Annotated in this window: 20 protein-coding genes; 7 read left to right on the top strand and 13 right to left on the bottom strand. The window is 76.6% G+C overall.

Features of this window, described 5'->3' with window-relative positions; translation table 11 throughout:
• The first annotated feature begins 15 nt into the window (after positions 1–15).
• Positions 16–1,446, top strand: coding sequence for a hypothetical protein (locus ACI798_RS02435; protein WP_457047135.1), 1,431 nt, complete (start codon positions 16–18; stop codon positions 1,444–1,446).
• On the opposite strand, the gene ACI798_RS02430 is transcribed toward ACI798_RS02435, so the two are convergent.
• From ACI798_RS02430 to ACI798_RS02405, 6 genes are all read right to left on the bottom strand, one after another.
• The gene (locus ACI798_RS02430; protein ID WP_456939717.1) at positions 1,361–2,122 is read right to left on the bottom strand and encodes a glycosyltransferase; all 762 of its coding nucleotides are present in this window, start codon (positions 2,120–2,122) and stop codon (positions 1,361–1,363) included. The two genes, ACI798_RS02435 and ACI798_RS02430, sit on opposite strands and share 86 nt — an antisense overlap.
• Complete coding sequence (locus tag ACI798_RS02425; RefSeq protein WP_457047134.1) at positions 2,119–2,976, bottom strand: NAD-dependent epimerase/dehydratase family protein; 858 nt, start codon at positions 2,974–2,976, stop codon at positions 2,119–2,121. Before ACI798_RS02425 ends, ACI798_RS02430 begins: the two co-directional genes overlap by 4 nt.
• A complete protein-coding gene (locus ACI798_RS02420; protein WP_456939715.1) occupies positions 2,973–3,770 on the bottom strand; it encodes an aldolase/citrate lyase family protein in 798 nt (265 codons plus the stop codon). Before ACI798_RS02420 ends, ACI798_RS02425 begins: the two co-directional genes overlap by 4 nt.
• Before the next feature lie 43 nt (positions 3,771–3,813).
• Positions 3,814–4,881 (bottom strand): ABC transporter ATP-binding protein, encoded by a 1,068-nt coding sequence (locus tag ACI798_RS02415; RefSeq protein WP_457047133.1) that lies wholly within the window; start codon positions 4,879–4,881, stop codon positions 3,814–3,816.
• Positions 4,878–6,425, bottom strand: a complete 1,548-nt coding sequence (locus tag ACI798_RS02410) for an ABC transporter permease (protein ID WP_457047132.1) — start codon at positions 6,423–6,425, stop codon at positions 4,878–4,880. The genes ACI798_RS02415 and ACI798_RS02410 overlap by 4 nt, the downstream gene beginning before the upstream one ends.
• 92 nt (positions 6,426–6,517) lie before the next feature.
• Positions 6,518–7,540: an iron ABC transporter substrate-binding protein gene (locus ACI798_RS02405; protein ID WP_457047131.1), complete on the bottom strand. Its 1,023-nt coding sequence runs from the start codon at positions 7,538–7,540 to the stop codon at positions 6,518–6,520.
• A 215-nt stretch (positions 7,541–7,755) separates the two neighbouring features.
• Between ACI798_RS02405 and ACI798_RS02400 the strand changes: the two genes are divergently transcribed.
• From ACI798_RS02400 to ACI798_RS02390, 3 genes are read left to right on the top strand one after another with little or no spacing between them, the layout of a single operon-like run.
• Positions 7,756–8,748, top strand: coding sequence for an ATP-binding cassette domain-containing protein (locus tag ACI798_RS02400; protein ID WP_457047130.1), 993 nt, complete (start codon positions 7,756–7,758; stop codon positions 8,746–8,748).
• Positions 8,745–9,608 (top strand): ABC transporter permease, encoded by an 864-nt coding sequence (locus tag ACI798_RS02395; RefSeq protein ID WP_457047129.1) that lies wholly within the window; start codon positions 8,745–8,747, stop codon positions 9,606–9,608. The genes ACI798_RS02400 and ACI798_RS02395 overlap by 4 nt, the downstream gene beginning before the upstream one ends.
• A gap of 19 nt (positions 9,609–9,627) precedes the next feature.
• The gene (locus ACI798_RS02390) at positions 9,628–10,074 is read left to right on the top strand and encodes a GNAT family N-acetyltransferase (RefSeq protein WP_456939709.1); all 447 of its coding nucleotides are present in this window, start codon (positions 9,628–9,630) and stop codon (positions 10,072–10,074) included.
• 7 nt (positions 10,075–10,081) lie between these two features.
• On the opposite strand, the gene ACI798_RS02385 is transcribed toward ACI798_RS02390, so the two are convergent.
• On the bottom strand, positions 10,082–10,636 hold the full coding sequence (locus ACI798_RS02385) for a DM13 domain-containing protein (RefSeq protein ID WP_456939708.1): 555 nt from the start codon (positions 10,634–10,636) through the stop codon (positions 10,082–10,084).
• A gap of 81 nt (positions 10,637–10,717) precedes the next feature.
• On the opposite strand from ACI798_RS02385, the gene ACI798_RS02380 reads away from it, so the two are divergent.
• Entirely contained in the window at positions 10,718–11,101 is a 384-nt protein-coding gene (locus tag ACI798_RS02380; RefSeq protein ID WP_456939707.1) for a PaaI family thioesterase, read from the top strand.
• Between the two features lie 57 nt (positions 11,102–11,158).
• Here ACI798_RS02380 and ACI798_RS02375 read toward each other — a convergent pair whose 3' ends face one another.
• Both ACI798_RS02375 and ACI798_RS02370 read right to left on the bottom strand, forming a co-directional pair.
• Positions 11,159–11,770 carry an LppU/SCO3897 family protein gene (locus ACI798_RS02375; protein WP_457047128.1) on the bottom strand — a complete coding sequence of 204 codons (612 nt, stop codon included), beginning with the start codon at positions 11,768–11,770 and terminating at the stop codon, positions 11,159–11,161.
• A gap of 115 nt (positions 11,771–11,885) precedes the next feature.
• Entirely contained in the window at positions 11,886–12,137 is a 252-nt protein-coding gene (locus ACI798_RS02370) for a hypothetical protein (protein WP_457047127.1), read from the bottom strand.
• 121 nt (positions 12,138–12,258) lie between these two features.
• Here ACI798_RS02370 and ACI798_RS02365 point away from each other — a divergent pair, with 121 nt between their 5' ends.
• A complete protein-coding gene (locus ACI798_RS02365; RefSeq protein ID WP_457047126.1) occupies positions 12,259–12,540 on the top strand; it encodes a DUF427 domain-containing protein in 282 nt (93 codons plus the stop codon).
• Positions 12,541–12,639: 99 nt separating this feature from the next.
• Here the strand turns inward: ACI798_RS02365 and ACI798_RS02360 are convergent, their stop codons facing one another.
• The 3 genes from ACI798_RS02360 to ACI798_RS02350 form a co-directional block, all read right to left on the bottom strand.
• A complete protein-coding gene (locus tag ACI798_RS02360) occupies positions 12,640–13,065 on the bottom strand; it encodes a hypothetical protein (protein ID WP_457047125.1) in 426 nt (141 codons plus the stop codon).
• 119 nt (positions 13,066–13,184) lie between these two features.
• Entirely contained in the window at positions 13,185–14,165 is a 981-nt protein-coding gene (locus ACI798_RS02355) for a ferritin-like domain-containing protein (RefSeq protein ID WP_457047124.1), read from the bottom strand.
• 100 nt (positions 14,166–14,265) lie between these two features.
• A complete protein-coding gene (locus ACI798_RS02350) occupies positions 14,266–14,997 on the bottom strand; it encodes a TetR/AcrR family transcriptional regulator (RefSeq protein WP_456939701.1) in 732 nt (243 codons plus the stop codon).
• 104 nt (positions 14,998–15,101) lie between these two features.
• Here ACI798_RS02350 and ACI798_RS02345 point away from each other — a divergent pair, with 104 nt between their 5' ends.
• The gene (locus ACI798_RS02345; protein WP_456939700.1) at positions 15,102–17,288 is read left to right on the top strand and encodes an MMPL family transporter; all 2,187 of its coding nucleotides are present in this window, start codon (positions 15,102–15,104) and stop codon (positions 17,286–17,288) included.
• 51 nt (positions 17,289–17,339) lie between these two features.
• On the opposite strand, the gene ACI798_RS02340 is transcribed toward ACI798_RS02345, so the two are convergent.
• Positions 17,340–17,480 carry a hypothetical protein gene (locus ACI798_RS02340; RefSeq protein WP_387988812.1) on the bottom strand — a complete coding sequence of 47 codons (141 nt, stop codon included), beginning with the start codon at positions 17,478–17,480 and terminating at the stop codon, positions 17,340–17,342.
• Between the last annotated feature and the right edge of the window lie 212 nt (positions 17,481–17,692).

Below are 17,692 nucleotides of genomic sequence, written 5' to 3'. Positions count from 1 at the left end.
CTAGGCTGGCGCCCCGTGCAGACGGCGGTGACGACGGAGGCCGCGCCGCGGCCGGCCGGCGGGCCTCTCCGCTGGTCCCCCGTCGAGCTGCTCCCCCCGGCGGTGCTCGCGCTGCTGTGCGCCGTGCTGCTGGCCCCCGGGCACGGGCTCTGGTTCGACGAGGCGTTCACCGCCGAGGTCGCCCGCCGCCCGCTGGCCGACATCCTGCGCGCGGTCGTCACCGGGGAGGGCGTGACCGGTTACCTCGCCGACGTCCCGCCCTCGTACAACGCGCCCTACTACCTCGTCGTGCACCTGTGGGTGTCGCTGCCGGGGCTGGGCGGGGACACGTCGCTGCGGGTGCTGTCCGTGCTGGCCACCGCCGGCGGGCTCGCGCTGGTCACCCGGGCGGTCACCCGGCTGGCCGGGCGGGCGGCCGGGGTGCTGGCCGGCCTGGTGCCCGCCGCCGCGCCGCTGCTGCTCGAGCAGGCCGTGGAGGCGCGCAGCTACGGGCTGGCCGTCCTGGCCACCGGCGGCGCGCTGCTCGGCCTGACCCGCTGGCTGCAGACCGGGCGCGGGCTGCTGCTGTTCGGCCTCGCCGGCGCCGGCATGGGCCTCATGCACTGGTACGCCGTCACCGTCCTGGCCGCGTTCGTCGCCGCGGCGCTGCTGCTCCGCGGCCGCGCGGCCGTGCCGGTCGCCGTCGTCGGGACCCTCGCCGCCCTACCGGCCGCCGCCCTGGTCGGCGTCAACCTGCTCAACGGCACCGGCGCGCGTAACGCCGAGCACCTGCGCGACACCGGCGGCACGCTGGCGAACCTGGCCGTCGAGGCGTGGACCGGCGGGCGCACGCCACTGCTGTACCTCACCGTCGGGCTGGCCGTGGTGGGTGCGCTGCGCGGCGCGGGGACCCGGGTGGTCGGCGTCTGCTGGGTGCTGGTGCCGCTGCTGCTCCTGCTGGCCACCGAGACCGTCCGGCCGGTCTACCTGCCCCGCTACCTGCTGGCCGGGCTGGTCGGGCTCGGCGTGCTCGCCGCGGCCGGGGTCACCGCCCTCCCCCGGGGCGCGCGGGCGCCGGTGGCCGCGGTCCTGGTGGGCCTGTCGCTGGTGGCGAGCGCGCCGCTCGCCACGCGGGAACCGCGGGAGCGGTCGGACGACGTCGTCGCGTTCCTGCTGCGCGAGCAGCGGGCGGGTGAGCCGGTGGTGGCCGCCGACCAGCGCGCGGCGCTCGGGCTCGACCACTTCGTGCGGACGCTGGGCCCGCGGCTGCGCCCCGACGTCGTCCTGCCGCCCGAGGACGCCCCCGCCGGTGCCGGCCGGGTCTGGCTGGTGCGGCGCCTCATCGACGGCGAGCCGGTGCCCACCGACGACGACGCGATCCTCAGCGACGCCGGCCTGTCCCCGAGCCGGACCGAGGAGTTCCCGGCCGCGAAGACCGACCTGGTCGTCCAGCTCTGGGAGCGCTGACCCCGCGCGACGCCGCCCACGCCAGCGACCGCAGCGACTGCCGCAGCCGGGCGCGGGCGCTCCACGCCGACGTCCCCACCGGCCGGCGGTCCCGGGCGACCGGCACGCTGGCCAGCGGGGCGCCGGCCAGCCCGGCGGCGAGCACGACGCTGGGCGCGTCCCCGGCCAGCACGGCGTCGACGACGGCGTCGCGCACCGCGGGCCCGAGCGCGAGGAACGCGCCGGCGTCCGGCGGCAGGCCGGTGAGCCGGGCGGCGACCCGCCGGTGCAGCTCCCCCGTCAGCCGGCGCACCGGCGACTGGTAGTGCCCGCGGCGGCCGGCGAACACCGCGCCGACGTCGCCCCGGGCCAGCCGGTCGAGCAGGACCGGCACGGCCTCCGGCGGGTCCTGCAGGTCGGCGTCGAGGCACACCCACACGTCGGCGTCCTCGGCGGCCAGCCCGGTGGCCAGGGCCCGGTGCTGGCCCACGTTGACCTCCAGCGCCGTGACGGCGACCCGCGGGTCGGTCGCCAGCCCGCGCGCGACCGCCACGCTGCCGTCGGGCGAGGCGTCGACGACCAGGCGCAGCCGCCAGTCCCGGCCGGCGAGCGCCGCGGCCAGCCGCTCCGCCAGCGGCCGCAGGGTCGCCTCGTTGCCGTACACCGGGACCACCACCGCGACGCGGGGCGCGGTCATCCCGCCGCCCACGTGCGCGCCAGCCCGTCGGCGAGGCCGACCGTCGGCGTCCAGCCGAGCAGCTCGCGCGCGGCGCTCGGGTCGCACACCCAGTCGGCGGCGTCCCAGTGCCGGCCGGGGTGGGCGCCCGGCGCGATCGCGATCGGCCGGCCCGTCACCCGCTCCGCGGTCGCGACCAGCTCCGCGACGTCGGTCTGCACGCCGGTGCCGACGTTGACCACCGCGCCCGGCGGGAGCGTGTCGTCGACCGCGGCCCGCACGCAGGCGTCGACGACGTCGCCCACCCACACCCAGTCCCGCCGGCTCACCCCGGCCGGCAGCGGCACGGTCGCGCCGGTGCGGGCGGCGGCGAGCACCACCGGCACCAGCCGGGTCGGGTGGTCCCCGGGCCCGTAGACCTGGAAGGCGCGCAGCACCGCCGCCCGCACGCCGCGCTCGGCGGCGGCCGCCTGCAGCAGCAGCGACCCGGCCGCCTTCGTGGCGCCGAAGAAGCCGCGCGGCCGCAGCGGGGCGTCCTCGGCCAACGGCACCGGTGCGGCCGTGTACTCGGTCGACGAGCCGAGCCGCACGACGGCGCGGCACCGGTCGGGCAGGGCGTCGACCAGCCACGGGCTGGTGTTCACGGCGACCGTGGCCGCGCGCTCGGCCGGGGTCGCCTTCGCCCGCCCGGCGGCCAGGGAGAAGACGACGTCCGGGTCGGCGGCGCGGACCGCGGCCGCGGCGGCGACCGGGTCGGCGAGGTCGACGTGCGCGCGGGTCAGCGCGGTGACGTCCCAGCCGTCGGCGCGCAGCCGCGCCACCAGGTGCCGGCCGACGAAGCCGCCGGCGCCGGTGACCAGCGCCCGGCCGCTCACGCGGGCAGGGCGACCGGGAGGTCGGCCGCGGCGGCCTCCACCGCCGCCACGAACCCCGCCCGCCGCTCGACGACGGCGGGCGGGTCCGCGGCGGACAGCCCGGCCAGCGCGGCGAGCAGGCGCGGCACCTCCACGAAGGGGTCGCGCCCGGCCATGTCCGCGGTGAACGAGCGCCGCAGGAAGGTGAAGTCGGTGCGCAGGCGCACCAGCTCGGCGGCCAGCAGGTCCCCGGGCACCGGGAACCCCCCGCCGGGCAGGGTCAGCCCGCCGACCCCGAAGGGCACCGGGACGGCGGCGCGCACGGCCTCGACGGTCCCGTCGACCAGCGGCCGGAACAGCTCCCGCGACCGCCGGTCGATGCGCAGGTCGTTCAGACCGACGTAGATCCGCGACAGCGGCCGCCGGGCCAGCTCGGCGACCCGGTCGACGGCGTCCTGCGTCTCGACCAGGATGCCCAGCCCGCAGCGGCCGGCGACCACGTCCAGCGTGCGGTCGACCTCCTCGGGCGTGCGGACCATGGGCAGCAGGACCTCGTCGGCGCCCGCCGCCACCGCGTCGGCCACCTCGCGCGCCGTCCACGGGCCCGCGGCGTTGATCCGGCACAGCAGCCGCCCGTCGGTGGCCGCGCGCACGCGCACGAGGTCCGCGAGGGTGTCGGCGTTGATCTGGGTGCCCTCGCCGGCCTGCCGGCGGTGCTTCCCCCGGCGCTCCCAGTCGACGACGATCCCGGCCGCACCGGCCGCGACGACGTCGCGCCCCCAGGCGGCGTCCACGGTGAAGAGGAACAGGTCCACGCGGTGAGCTTAGGCACACCTAACCCACAGCCGGCGCCCAGGGTCAGGCCGGTGCCGGGGCCTGCCCGACCACCTGCGACGGCGCGACCGGGGGCGCCGGGAACGGGACCGCGGGGCCCTGCACGGTGACGGTGACCTCCGCGCCGGGCAGCGGCAGGTCCGCGCCCTCGGTGCGCGCGCTCACCCGCCGGCCCGACGGCAGCTCCAGCTCGACGCGGGCGTCGTGCCCGTAGAAGTCGACGTCGCGCACCCGGGCGCCCGGGCCGGCCGCCAGCCGCAGCTGCTCGGGGCGGAGCAGCACCCGGACCGGCCCGTCGGGGCAGGGCCGGCCCAGCGTCAGCTCACCCAGCTCGGAGGCCACCCGGCCCCCGGCGGCGACGCCGTCGAGCACCACGGCCTCCCCGACGAAGGCGGCCACGTCCAGGTCGCGGGGCTCCCGGTAGAGCGTGCGCGGGTCGGCCAGCTGCGCGAGCGTCCCGCCGCGCACGACCGCCACCTGGGCGGCGGTCGACAGCGCCTCGGCCTGGTCGTGGGTGACCAGCACGGCGGTCGCGCCGGTGGCCCGCAGCGCCTCGACGACGGCCCGCCGGGTGTCCTCCCGCAGCGCGGCGTCGAGGGAGGAGAACGGCTCGTCGAGCAGCACCAGCGACGGCTCGGGCGCCAGGGCCCGAGCCAGCGCCACCCGCTGCTGCTGGCCGCCGGAGAGCTGGTGCGGCGCCCGGTCGGCGAGCGCGGCGTCGAGGCCGACGAGGGCCAGCAGCCCGGCGATCCGGGCCCGGTCGCGGCGCAGCCGGCGGGGCAGGCCGAAGGCGACGTTGCCGGCCACGCTCAGGTGCGGGAACAGGCCGCCCTCCTGCGGCACGAAGCCGATGCCGCGCCGGCGGGCGGGCACCCCGCGGCCGGCGCCGGCCACCACCCGGCCGCCCAGCTCGACGGTGCCGGCGTCGGGGTCGTCGAACCCGGCGACGATGCGCAGCAGCGTCGTCTTGCCGCAGCCGGAGGACCCCAGCAGGGCGGTGGTCGTCCCGGCGGGGACGTGCAGGTCCACCCCGGTGAGCACGGGGGTGCGGCCGTAGGACTTCGCCAGGCCGGTGACGGTGAGCGCGCTCATGGGGTCAGACCTCGTCGGACATCGCGGGAGAGGGCATCGCGGGGAAGGGCATCGCGGGAGAGGGCATCGCGGGAGAGCAGCACCGTGGCCGGTGCCGAGAGCAGGACCATGACGACGGCGTAGGGCGCGGCGGCGCCGTACTCCAGCGCGCTGCTGGCCGACCAGAACGCCGTCGCGAGCGTCTCGGTGCCGGTCGGGGCCAGCAGCAGGGTCGCGGTGAGCTCGGTGACCACCGCGAGGAACACCAGCGCCGCGCCCGCGCCGATCCCCGGGGCCAGCAGCGGCAGGGTCACCCGCCACAGCCGGGCGGGTGCAGGGACGCCGAGGGAGGACGCGACCTCGTCGTGCACCGGCGGTGACTGCTCGACCGCCGCGCGCACCGTGACGATCGCGCGCGGCAGGAAGAGGATCGCGTAGGCGGCCAGCAGCACCGGGACGGTCTGGTAGAGCGCCGGCAGCGCCCGGATGCTCACCGCGACCAGAGCCAGGGCGACGACGATCGCCGGCACGGCGCTGCCCAGGTAGGTGGTGCGCTCGAGGAGGGTGGCCAGCGGCCCGCGGCGGCGCACGGCCAGCCAGCCGGTCGGCAGGGCCAGCGCGGTGGTGACGGCCGCGGCCGCGGCGGCCAGCGCGAGCGTCGTCCCGGTGGTGGCGGCCAGGGTCGCCCAGTCGACCCGCGCGGAGGCGCCGGTCAGGAACCAGGACGCCAGCGCGGCGACCGGGACGAGCAGCGCGAGCCCCGCCACCGCGGCGAGGGCCAGCAGCGCCGGCCCGGTGAGCGGGCCGAGCCGGACCGGGCGCGGCTGCCGGGCGGCGCCGGCCCCGGTGCGGGCGTACCCGCGGGCGCCGCGCAGCCGGATCTCGGCCACCAGCAGCACCAGGCACAGCAGCACGAGGACGCCGGCGAGCATGGTGGCCGCGGGGCCGTTGAAGGTGGCGCGGTACTGGTCGTAGACCGCCGTGGTGAAGGTCGGGTAGCGCAGCATCGCCAGGGCGCCGAACTCGGCCAGCACGTGCAGGGCGACCAGCAGCGCCCCGCCGAGCACCGCCACCCGCAGCTGGGGCAGCTGCACCCGCCGGAACACCGCCCAGCCCGACAGGCCCAGGCCCCGCGCGGTCTCCTCCAGCGCCGGGTCGGTGCCGCGGAGGGCGGCGACCGCGGGCAGGTACACGAACGGGAAATAGGCCAGCGAGACGACCAGCAGCGCGCCGCCGTAGGTGTCCAGGCCGGGCAGCAGGGAGATCCACGCCGAGCCGGTGACGAAGGCGGGCAGCGCCAGCGGCGCGACCATCAGCACGTGCCAGACCCGGCGGCCGGGCAGGGTGGCGCGCTCGACCAGCCAGGCCGCGCCCACGCCGAGCACGACGCACACCGCGACCGAGCCGGCGACCAGCCGGACGGTGTTGCCCAGCAGCTCCGCGACCCGTGGCCGGAAGACCAGCTCCGCCACGCCGCTCCACCCGACCTCGGCGACGGCCACCCCGATGTGCACCAGGGGGAGCAGCGCGAGCGCCGCCACGGCCGCGGCCAGCGCCACCGTCACCGGCGCGCGCCGGGCCCGGGACGCGCGCCGGCTCCGCGACGCCGGCAGGGCGGGCGCCGCGGAGCGCGGACGGGCGGGGGCCGGGGAGGCGTTCAGAGCAGGCCCACCTCCTGCATGAGCTCGGTGACCCGCTCCTGGTCCAGCGAGCCGGGGTCGACCGCCGGCACCCCGAGCGTGTCCAGCGGCGGCAGCGCCTCGGCGGAGGGCACCCCGGTGCCGACCGCGTACTCCAGGGCGGTGCTCTCGGCCAGCCGCTCCTGCGCCTCCCGGCCGGTCAGCCAGGCGACCAGCCGCTGCGCGTCCTCGGGCTGGTCCGACGAGGCGAGGACGCCGGCCCCGGAGACGCTGAGGAAGGCGCCCGGGTCCTGGCCGCCGAAGAAGTGCAGCCGCGCGTCGTCGCCCTTGAGGCCGCCCTCGGCCTGGTCGCGGTACCAGTAGTAGTGGTACATGACGCCGGCGTCGATCTCGCCCTCGTCGGCGGCCACCATCACGGCGGTGTTGCTCTGGTAGACGCCGGCGTTGCGCTCGAGCCCCTCCAGCCACGCCCGGGTGGCCTCCTCGCCGCGCAGGGCCAGCACCGCCGCGACGATCGCCTGGAAGTCCGCGCCCCCGGCGGCGATCCCGATGCGGCCCTCCCAGGCCGGGTCGGCCAGGTCCAGGATCGACGCCGGCAGCTGGTCCTCCGGCAGCGCGGCGGGGTCGTACACCAGCACGGTCGAGCGGGCGGCGAAGCCGGTCCAGGTCCCCGACGACGGGCGGAACTGCGCACCGACCTGGTCGAGCGTCTCCTGCTCGAGCGGCGCCAGCAGGCCCTCGCGGTCGAGGACGGCGATCGACGGGCTGTTCTCGGTGAGGAAGACGTCGGCGGGCGAGGCGTCGCCCTCCTGCACGATCTGGTTGGCCAGCTCCGCGTCGTTGCCGTCGCGGAACTCCACCTCGATGCCCGTCTCCTCGGTGAAGCCCTCGAGCATCGTGCGCACCAGGCTCTCGTGCTGGGCGCTGTACACCGTGAGCGTCTCCGCGTCCGACGCCCCGGCGCTCCCGCAGGCGGCCAGCGCGCCGGAGAGGCAGACGGCGGTCAGGACGGCGGCGGTCGCCCGCCCGGGCGTGGTCACGGGTCCTCCAAGGGGACGTGCACGGCTGATCTCGACAGCCAGGGTAGGCACACCTAACCAGAGGTGCCGACGGGGCCGGGAACCGATGAGTCCCGCCCCCCTCCCCGGTCAGAAGCGTCAGACCCGCGCGGGACCGTGCGGGCACCCGACTCGGGGAGCAGGGGGTGGGGCACGTGACGGCGTACGTCGGTGATGCGGCGCCGGCCGGTGGACAGGTGTCCGGGAGCGACGGGGTCCCGGCCATCGAGGCCGTCGGCCTGGTCAAGCGCTTCGGCACCACGACGGCGGTCGCCGGGGTCGACCTGCTGATCCCGCAGGGCGGCGTGCACGGCTTCCTCGGCCCCAACGGAGCCGGCAAGACGACCACGATCCGGATGCTGGCCACCCTGCTCCCGCCCGACGGCGGCACCGCCCGGGTGTTCGGCCACGACGTCGTCACCGACGCCGACGCCGTCCGCGCGCGGGTGAGCCTGACCGGCCAGTTCGCCTCCCTGGACGAGGTGCTCAGCGGCGCGGAGAACCTGCTGCTGCTCGCCCGGCTGCTGGGCTACTCCCGGGCCGCCGCCCGCCAGCGCACCGACCAGCTGCTGTCGGCGTTCGGCCTCACCGAGGCGGCCGGCAAGCAGGTGAAGAACTACTCCGGCGGCATGCGGCGGCGGATCGACATCGCCGCGAGCATCGTCGTCCGGCCCGACCTGATCTTCCTCGACGAGCCGACCACCGGCCTGGACCCGCGCAGCCGCAACCAGGTGTGGGACGTCGTGCGGGCGCTGGTCCGCGGCGGGACGACGGTGCTGCTGACCACCCAGTACCTCGACGAGGCCGACCAGCTCGCCGACCGCATCTCCGTCATCGACGCCGGCCGCGTCATCGCCGAGGGCACGCCGGGTGCGCTGAAAGCGTCGGTGGGGTCGGGCACGCTGCACGTGCGGGTCGGCGACCCGGCCCGCCGGGGCGTCGCCCGCGAGCTGCTCGAGCGGGTGCTGGCCGTGCCGGTGACCGAGGACGGCGACCCGGCGGCCCTCACCGCCTCGGTGCCCGACGCCGGGCCGGCCGCCCGGGCGCTCACCGAGCTGGAGGCCGCCGGCATCCCGCTGGCCCAGTTCGCCCTCGGGCAGCCGAGCCTCGACGAGGTCTTCCTCGCCCTGACCGGCCGGCCCGCCGAGACCGCCGCTCCGTCCGCCCCCGATCCGGAGGACCCGCGATGACGACCCTCGACAGCCCGCCGGCCGCGACCGCCCCCGCCGAGGTCGCGGCCCCGGACACCGACGCGGTCCTCGCCGCCCTCGGCTCCGGGGAGCGCCCGCGGCCGCAGGGCGCGCTGGCGGCGTCGGCGACGTTCGGCCGGCGCACCCTGCTGCGGATCAAGTACGTCCCGGAGCAGCTGTTCGACGTCACCGTCTTCCCGGTGATGCTCACGCTGATCTTCACGTACCTGTTCGGCGGCGCCCTGGCCGGCTCGGTCGACCGCTACCTGCAGTTCTTCCTGCCCGGCATCCTCGTGCAGAGCATCCTGATGATCACGATGTACACCGGGGTGGCGCTCAACACCGACATCGAGAAGGGCGTCTTCGACCGCATCCGCTCGCTGCCGGTCTGGCGGCCCAGCGCGCTGGTCGGGGCGCTGCTCGGCGACGTCGTCCGGTTCACGCTGGCCTCGGCGGTGGTCATCGGGCTGGGCCTCGCGCTCGGGTTCCGGCCGCAGGGCGGGGCGGTCGGCGTGCTCGCGGCCGTGGCGCTGCTGCTGGTCTTCGCCTTCGCGCTCGGCTGGATCTGGACCTACCTGGCGCTGGTCGTGCGCACGCCGAACGCGGTGATGGGCTGGAGCATGCTCGTCATCACGCCGCTGACGTTCGGCAGCAACATCTTCGTCGACCCCGCCACGATGCCCGGCTGGCTGCAGGCCGCCGTCGAGGTGAACCCGGTCAGCCACCTGGTCAGCGCGGTGCGCGGGCTGGTGCACGGCGAGGTCGCCGGCTCCGACGTCGTCCTCGTGCTGGTGTGGGCGGCCGCGCTGGTCGCCGTCCTCGGCCCGCTGACGATGCGCCGCTACCGCACCCGGAACTGACGTCAGCTACAACGGGAGGGTGCCCGCCTCGCAGCCGACCCTCCGCACCGCGTCCTTCGCCGAGCTCACCCCCTTCGAGGTCTACGCCCTCTGCCGGTTGCGGGTCGACGTCTTCGTCGTCGAGCAGGAGTGCCCGTACCCCGAGCTCGACGGCCGGGACACCGAGCCGGCCACGCGGCACCTGTGGTTCGAGCAGGACGGCGAGGTCCTGGCCACCATCCGCGTCCTCGACGACGGCGCGAGCCGGGCGATCGGCCGGGTCGCCACCGCCGCGTCCGCGCGCGGGCGGGGGCTGGCCGCGCGGCTGATCGAGGCCGGGATCGGGCTGTGCGACGGCGCCCCGATCACGCTGGGCGCCCAGGCGCACCTGCAGGGCTGGTACGAGCGCTTCGGCTTCCGGCTCAGCGGCCCCGGCTACGTGGAGGACGGCATCCCGCACGTGCCGATGCGCCGCGAGCCCGCCTGACCCCTGCTCAGGCCGCCGTCGCCGGCCCGAGGTCGGCGGCGCCGAAGGCGGCGTCGAACCGGTCGCACCAGATGACGACGCTCGTGTACCCGGTCGCGTCGACCCCCGCGGGCACGGCGTAGTTCTGGTCGCCGACGTTGCCCTTGAGCGGCCCGAGGTCGACGAACTCCTCGTCGAAGGCGGCCTCCTCGCCGGTGGCCGGGTTCTGCGACAGGTACACGTACAGCGCCGGGCCGTTGGAGGTCTCGAAGCCCTCCAGCCGGACGACGACCTGCCCGTCGGGGAGCCGCACCACCCGCGCGGTGCCGACGGTCTCGTGCTCGCGGGAGACGAACGTGCCGGTGGCGAGGTCGACCGGCCCGGGCGGTGCCACGGTGATCACCGCTCCCCCGCCGTCGCCGGTCCCCGCGGTCTCCTCCGCGGCCGCCGGCGGCAGGCTCTCGTCCACCCGCTCGTCGTAGAAGAGCTTCTGCGGCTGGAACCAGACGAGCGTGACGGCGGCCAGCGCCACCACCACGACCGCCGCCGCCAGCCAGATCCAGGTCCTCCGCCGCGCTGCCACGGCGGCGGACCCTAGCCGCGGCCCCGCCGCCCGTGGGGTTCCGCGGGCGTGGCTCCCCGGCGGGCGGGTACCGCGCGCCCCATGGCAGACGACGCGACCCCCGGCGGATTCGCCGGCCGGCTCGGAGTGACGGTGGAGGACGCCGGCGACGGCGCCGCGACCCTGGCGTTCGAGGTCCGCGACGAGCACCTGAACCCGGCGGGCACGCTGCACGGCGGCGTCGTCGCGACGCTGGTGGACACGGTGATGGGCCAGGCGGTGCGCAGCACCACCGGCGACGGCGAGGTGCCCGCGACCAGCCAGCTCACCGTCACCTACCTGCGCCCGGGGAGGCCCGGCCCGCTCGAGGTGCGCGGCCGGGTGCGCACCCGCGGCGAGCACCTGACCATCTGCGAGGCCGACGTCGAGCAGGAGGGCGAGGCGCTCGCGCACGCCGTCGCGACCTTCGCGCTGCTCCGGCGCTGAGGACACGAGCGCCCCGCCGGCCGGGCCGGCGGGGCGCTCGTCGTGCGGAGGTCGGGCTCAGGCGACCGGCTCGAGGCAGTAGACCCTGCCCTCGTCACCGGTGCTGCCGTACCAGAGGGCGTCGGTGGCCGAGGCGAAGTCGATGCAGGTGTCGGGGTCGGCGAGGTACTCGCTCTCCGTCTGCTCCTCCTCCTCGATGCCGACCACCCGCAGCTCGGCCGCGGAGTCGTCGCAGTCGACGACGTCGACGTCCGTGCCGCTGGTGCGCTGGACGCAGTCGCCGACCTCGGGGGCGCCGAAGTCGATGAACCGGAACGCCGCGATGCCGCCGGCGATGGCGACCGCGGCCACCGCGCTGCCGATCTTCTTGCCCTTGCCGGGCTTGCCGGCCGGCGCCGGGCCGCCGAAGGGCCCCGGCTGCCCGGGCTGGCCGGGACCGAACGGACCCGGCGCACCGGGCTGGCCGAACGCGGGCTGGCCGGGCTGGGGCGGGCCGTAGGCCGGCTGGCCGGGCTGGGGCTGACCCCACGCGCCGGGCTGACCGGGCTGGGGCGGGCCGCCGGCGGGCGGCTGCCATCCCCCCGGCTGCGGAGCGCCCTGCGGCGGGACGGGCTGACCGGGCTGCGGGCCCCCGGCCGGCGGGGTGCCGGGCTGTCCCGGGTTCGTCATGTCGTGCTCCTCGGTGCTCCGACCGGCGCCGGGAGTGGCACGCGGTCCGGCGGGCACCTTCACACACGGCGAACGCGCTGGTCAGGAGGACGCGCCGCAGCCTCCCCCACGCGGGTCAGGTCGTGACCGGAGCCGGGACCGGGTGGTCGAGCACCACGCTGACGCTCGCCGGGGCACCGGCCGGGTCGTCCTCGTACACCTCGTCGTCGTCCCCGGTGCCGCACTGGCTGACCAGGAGGATGAAGGCGAACACCAGGACGATCAGGCCGAGGAAGGTCCCGAGGAGCACCGCCCGGCCGCGTTTGGGCCGCGGCTGCATGCCCCGCCGCGGGTCGTCGGGGTCGGGCGGACGGGCGGCCTGGGACATGGGCGGGCTCCTCGTGCGGGACCGGCGGGGCGGCATCTGCTGCGCCCTCTCCCCCGGACACATGCCCAGCCCGCCCGCCGGTACGCCTGCGGGGCGTGGCGGCGGACGGCACGATCACCCCATGACCACAGCCACGTGGAACGGGACCGTCATCGCGGAGTCCGATGACATCGTGACCGTCGAGGGCAACGCCTACTTCCCGCGCGAGTCGGTGCGCGAGGACGTGCTGCGCCCGTCGTCGACGCACACGACCTGCCCGTGGAAGGGGCAGGCGTCGTACTTCACGCTCGAGGTCGACGGGCAGACCAACCGGGACGCGGCCTGGTACTACCCCGACCCGAAGGAGGCGGCGGAGGAGATCACCGGCCGGGTGGCCTTCTGGCGGGGCGTCGAGGTCCGCTGAACGACGAGGGCCCGGCCGCCGCGGCGGCCGGGCCCTCGCGGCCCCTCTGCAGGGGCCCGCCGCGAGCCTGCGAGTGGCGGGGGGCAGAGGGGTCCTTCCTCAGGAGCCGGGGCGGCCACCGGCGAGCTCGCGGGCGGAGGCGGCCTCGTCGGGCGCGAGGGCGGCGGTGCGCTCCTGGCGCTCGATGGCCCGGTGGTAGGCCTCCCAGGCCTGGTCGGGGGTGACGCCGAGCGCGCCGGCGATCTGCTCCCAGCTCGCCCCGCCGCGCAGCGCGGCGCGGAAGCCGGTCAGCTGGCTGTCATGGGCCTTGCGGGCGATGACCTCGCCGAGCGCGAGGATCTCCAGGGACTCCGGCACGTCGAGGGAGGTCTGCTGGCTCAGCAGCGAGGTCCAGTCGTCGTCGTCGCGGTCACGGACGGTGTTGAGAGTCGTCGCCCCGGAGTCCCGCCGGCTGAGGAAGTCGAGGCGGGTGGCGGCCGTCTGGAGCGAGAACTCCTGCTCCAGGGCCTCGGGAGTGATCTGCATGTCCCCACCTTCCCCGAGGAGCCGGACGGTCGCGACCTGCTGCGACGCGGATCTCCCCCGGTCGGCGGAGGGCCCGCACCCAGGGTGGGTGCGGGCCCTCCGGAGCGTGCGGCCGGGCGTCACTTCTCCTTGACGCCCACGGCCTCCTTGGCCACCGCGGCCAGCGCCACCTGCGCGGCGCTGATCACGTCCGACCGGTTCTTGTGCGTCTCCTCGTAGCGGATCAGCACGTTGATCTGGTGCGGGTCGCGCAGCGCCTTGGCGGCCTCGGCGGCGTCCGGGGTGGACATCGAGTCGAAGCCCTTCACCGGCAGCTCGTCGGCGGAGACGTCGCCGAGCTCCTCGCGGGCCGCCCGGGCGGCGTCGGCGGCCTCCCGGTTGCCCTCGCGGTCGGCGACCCGCTCGGCCCGGCGCAGCGCGGCGCTCCGGCCAGCCCCCAGGGTCTCGCGGACGGCGCCGGCCAGGCCGCCGGCCGTGCTCGCGGCCTGCCCCAGCCCCTCGCCGACCTTCTGCCGCCGCTGCTCGGCGCTGTCGACCGCCTGGTTCACCCGGTTGGCGACGAAGCGGTACGGCGCGACGACGGCCCGGCTCGCGGCGCCGGCGACCTGCTGGAACGGGGTGGGCCGCAGCGCGGCGGGGCCGCCCAGCGCCTCCTCGGCCAGCACCACCTGGAGCCACTCGACGGTGGCCTCGTGGGCGGTGACCAGGCCCTCGGCGAGCCGGACGACCTTCTCCAGGCCGGCCTTCTGGCCGAGCACCTTCAGGTAGAGGGCGCGGTCGTGCAGCTGGTGCTCGAGCGAGAGGTCCTGCAGCAGGGCCTCCTCGATGGGCGCGGCCTGCTCGAAGGTGGCCTTGAGCACGGCGGCCAGCCGGCCGAGCGCCGGGGTGACGACGTCGGGCACGCCACCGAGCTCGCGCAGCTCCGCGGTGATCAGCCGGGTGCGCTCGGCGGCGTTGTCGGCGTTCTGGGTCAGCTCGCGGCGGACGGCGTCGGTCCGGGCCTGCAGCACCCGCGTCCGGGCGACCTGCTCCTCGGTCTGGCTGAGCAGGACGAGCGCGCGGAGCTGGTTGACGATCTGGGCGTTGTCGTTGTCGGTCACGGCGGGGACTCCAGCGATCGGGGACGACCTGACGCCCTCTTCCTGCCCCGCCGTCGGGCGCCGCTAACAACAGCAAGCGGATTGCTAGCAGTGAGGGCGGTCACACCTCCGGCGGCACCCAGTCGGCCGAGATGCCCAGCTGCTCCCCGATCGCCCGCATCTCCGCCTCGAACAGCGGGGCGGCGTCGGCCAGGGCGAACTTCAGGTGGCCGAAGACCTCCATGCAGACCAGCCCGTACAGGCGCACCCAGCAGGAGAGGAACACCGCCATCACGCCGAGCGGCAGCTCGACCGGCAGCGTGGTGCACCAGGCGCGCAGCTGCTCCTGGAAGTCGGGGGCGAGGTCGGCGTCGGCCGGGACCGGGAACGGCCGCCGGAAGTACACGGCCGCGAGGAGCGCGGCGAACACGCCGCCGAAGCGGCGGCCGGCGGCCGCGGCCGGCCCGTCGCCGGTCTCGTCGGGCACCACGCCGTCGGCCGCCGAGCCGAACAGCAGCCCGAACTCGGCCGGGTGGCCGACCGCCCAGGTGCGGAAGGCGCGCGCGGTGACCAGCAGCTGCGTGCCGGGCCGGGGCGGGTCGACGGCGTCGCGCGCGGCCTCCAGCCGGTCGCACAGCTCGTCGTAGAGGTCGGCCACCACCTGCTCCACGAGGTCCTCGCGGCTGGCGTAGTAGCGGTAGAGCGCCGGTGCGGTCAGCCCCACCTCGCGCGCGATGGCCCGCAGCGCCAGCCCGTCCGGCCCGTGCTCGACCAGCACACGACGGGCCGCACCGCGGATGTCACGCAGGGTCTCGGCGCGCAGCCGCTCGCGCCTGCCGATCGGCTCCGCCACGGCCGACCACCTCCCCGGGTTGACGCGAGTGAACGGTGTATGCAGAGTTATCGCCGTTCGCTAACACTGTTCACCCAGCCTACCGGGGAGAGGGAGGGATCGCCGTGTTCGAGGCCCTCGGACGAGTGGTGTACCGACGGCGACGGTGGGTGCTGGCGCTGAGCGCCGTGGCCGTCGTCGTCGCCGGCGTGTGGGGCACGGGCGTCTTCGGCCGGCTCACCAGCGGCGGCTTCGAGGACCCCGCCAGCGAGAGCGCCCGGGCCGCCGAGCTGGCCGTCCGGGAGCTGGGCCGCGACGCCTCCGACGTCGTCGTCCTGTACCGCAGCGACGACCTGACCGTCGACGACCCGGCCTACCGGGACGCGGTCGGTGCGTCGCTGGCCGGGCTCCCCGACGGCGTCGTCGAGCGGGCCACGACCTGGTTCGACACCGGGGCGGCGCCGCTGGTGAGCGAGGACCGCCGGTCCACCTACGCCGTGCTGACGCTGGCCGGGGACGCCGACGCCCGCACCGACGCCGTCGGGGTGGTCGAGGACGAGCTGGCCGCGCCGGGCCTGGAGACGTCGATCGGCGGCACCGCCACGGTCGAGCGCGACATCAACGAGCGGGTCAGCGCCGACATCGCCCGCGCCGAGATGATCTCGCTGCCGGTGCTGGCGGTGCTGCTCGTGGTCGTCTTCGGGAGCCTGGCCGCCGCGAGCCTGCCGCTGGCCATCGGCGTCACCGCGATCCTCGGGGCGTTCACCGCGCTGCGGGTGGTCAGCCTGTTCACCGAGGTGTCGGTGTTCGCGGTCAACATCGTCACGATCCTCGGTCTCGGGCTGGCGATCGACTACGGCCTGTTCGTGGTCAGCCGGTTCCGCGAGGAGGTGCGCCGGCAGGCCACCGTCGAGGACGCGCTGGCCCGCACGATGGCGACGGCGGGCCGCACGGTCGCCGTCTCCGGGATCACCGTGGCGCTGTCGCTGGCCGGGCTGGTGGTGTTCCCGCAGGTGTTCCTCCGCTCGATGGGCTTCGGCGGGGTGAGCGCGGTGCTGGTCGCGATGCTCGCCGCGCTGACCCTGCTGCCCGCGCTGCTGGCGGTGCTCGGCAGGCGGGTGGACGCGCTGTCGGTGCCGTGGCGCCGGCGGACGCGGGACGCGGAGCCCGGCCGCGGCGCGTGGGAGCGGATCGCCCGCGGCGTCATGCGCCGGCCGGTGCTGGTGACCGTCGCCGTCGTCGGGCTGCTGCTGGTGCTCGCACTGCCCTTCCTGCGCGTGCAGTTCGGCGCGATCGACGTCCGGGCGCTGCCCGCCGGCACGGAGAGCCGGGTGGTGGCCGAGACGATCGACCGGGACTTCCCGCCCTCGCCGTCGGGCCCCGTGACCGCCGTCGTCAGCCTGCCCGACCCGGTCGACTCCCCCGCCGGCGCCGCCGCGCTCGAGGGCTTCGTGGCCGACGTCGCCGCGCTGCCGGAGGTGGACGGCGCGTCGGTGACCGGGGCGGCCGGCACCACCGCGCGGGTGTCGGTGGCCTACGACGGCGACCCGGTCGACGCCGACGCCCGCGCGCTGGTCGCCGACGTCCGCGACGTGCCCGCGCCGCCGGGCGGCGAGGTGCTCGTCGGTGGCGAGAGCGCCGTGATGACCGACCTGCTGGACAGCCTCGGCTCGCTGTTGCCGTGGATGGCGCTGATCGTGGTCTCGACGACGTTCGTGCTGCTGTTCCTGGCCTTCGGCTCGGTGGTGCTGCCGGTCAAGGCGGTGCTGGTGAACGTGCTGTCGCTGGGTGCCTCGTTCGGCGCGCTGGTGTGGATCTTCCAGGACGGCAACCTGTCCGGGTTCCTGGACTTCACGCCGACCGGGTTCATCGAGGCGACCCAGCCGATCCTCGTGCTGGCCATCGTGTTCGGGCTGTCGATGGACTACGAGGTCTTCCTCATGTCCCGCATCCGCGAGCAGTACGACCTGACCGGCGACAACACCGCCGCCGTCGCCACCGGGCTGCAGCGCACCGGCGGGATCATCACCAGCGCGGCGCTGCTGCTGCTCGTGGTGATCGGGGCGTTCTCCACCTCGGGGATCACGTTCATCAAGATGATCGGCGTCGCGATGGCGATCGCGATCGTGGTGGACGCGACCGTCGTCCGGACCCTGCTGGTGCCGGCGACGATGCGGCTGCTGGGGCGGGCCAACTGGTGGGCGCCGGGGCCGCTGGGCCGGGTGTACGCCCGGTACGGGATCCGCGAGTCCGACGGCGAGGTGCCCCCGGCGCCGACGCCCCGGCCGCTGGAGCCGGCCGGCATGGCCTGACCGCTCCACTCGCACCGGCTCCGCGGGCCGCCGCGGAGCCGGTGCGGCGTCTCAGCGCGCGGGCGCCGGGGGGACCGGGGGCCGGCGGCGGGTCTCCAGCCGCAGCACCGGCTGGGTCAGCTGCGCCAGCGCGGCACAGCGGGCGCAGACCGGGCCGGGGTGGGTCTCGGCGGCGCAGGTGTCACACAGCACGCGGGTCTCCTCGCTCGGGAGTCCGTGGGGACTCGGGAGCCAGAACATGCCACCCGCCTCCGACGTCGCGCCCACCCGTGGGACGGGTGTGACGTCTCGTCAGCGATCCGTCATCGACGGCGGCGCCGCGGGGGCGGTCCCCCACCCCGGGCGGCGGCGCACGACGGCGGTCGCGACGGGTCGGGCGACGGGCGTGCAGGTGCATACCTGGC

It is taken from the genome of Geodermatophilus sp. SYSU D01045 (genome assembly GCF_054050295.1).
This window is presented reverse-complemented; position numbering and strand designations above follow the sequence as displayed.

Coding starts and splice junctions, on each gene's coding strand:
- ACI798_RS02430 (WP_456939717.1), bottom strand. CDS start 2,122: ATGACCGCGCCCCGCGTCGCGGTGGTGGTCCCGGTGTACGGCAACGAG.
- ACI798_RS02415 (WP_457047133.1), bottom strand. CDS start 4,881: ATGAGCGCGCTCACCGTCACCGGCCTGGCGAAGTCCTACGGCCGCACC.
- ACI798_RS02395 (WP_457047129.1), top strand. CDS start 8,745: ATGACGACCCTCGACAGCCCGCCGGCCGCGACCGCCCCCGCCGAGGTC.
- ACI798_RS02380 (WP_456939707.1), top strand. CDS start 10,718: ATGGCAGACGACGCGACCCCCGGCGGATTCGCCGGCCGGCTCGGAGTG.
- ACI798_RS02375 (WP_457047128.1), bottom strand. CDS start 11,770: ATGACGAACCCGGGACAGCCCGGCACCCCGCCGGCCGGGGGCCCGCAG.
- ACI798_RS02370 (WP_457047127.1), bottom strand. CDS start 12,137: ATGTCCCAGGCCGCCCGTCCGCCCGACCCCGACGACCCGCGGCGGGGC.
- ACI798_RS02365 (WP_457047126.1), top strand. CDS start 12,259: ATGACCACAGCCACGTGGAACGGGACCGTCATCGCGGAGTCCGATGAC.
- ACI798_RS02360 (WP_457047125.1), bottom strand. CDS start 13,065: ATGCAGATCACTCCCGAGGCCCTGGAGCAGGAGTTCTCGCTCCAGACG.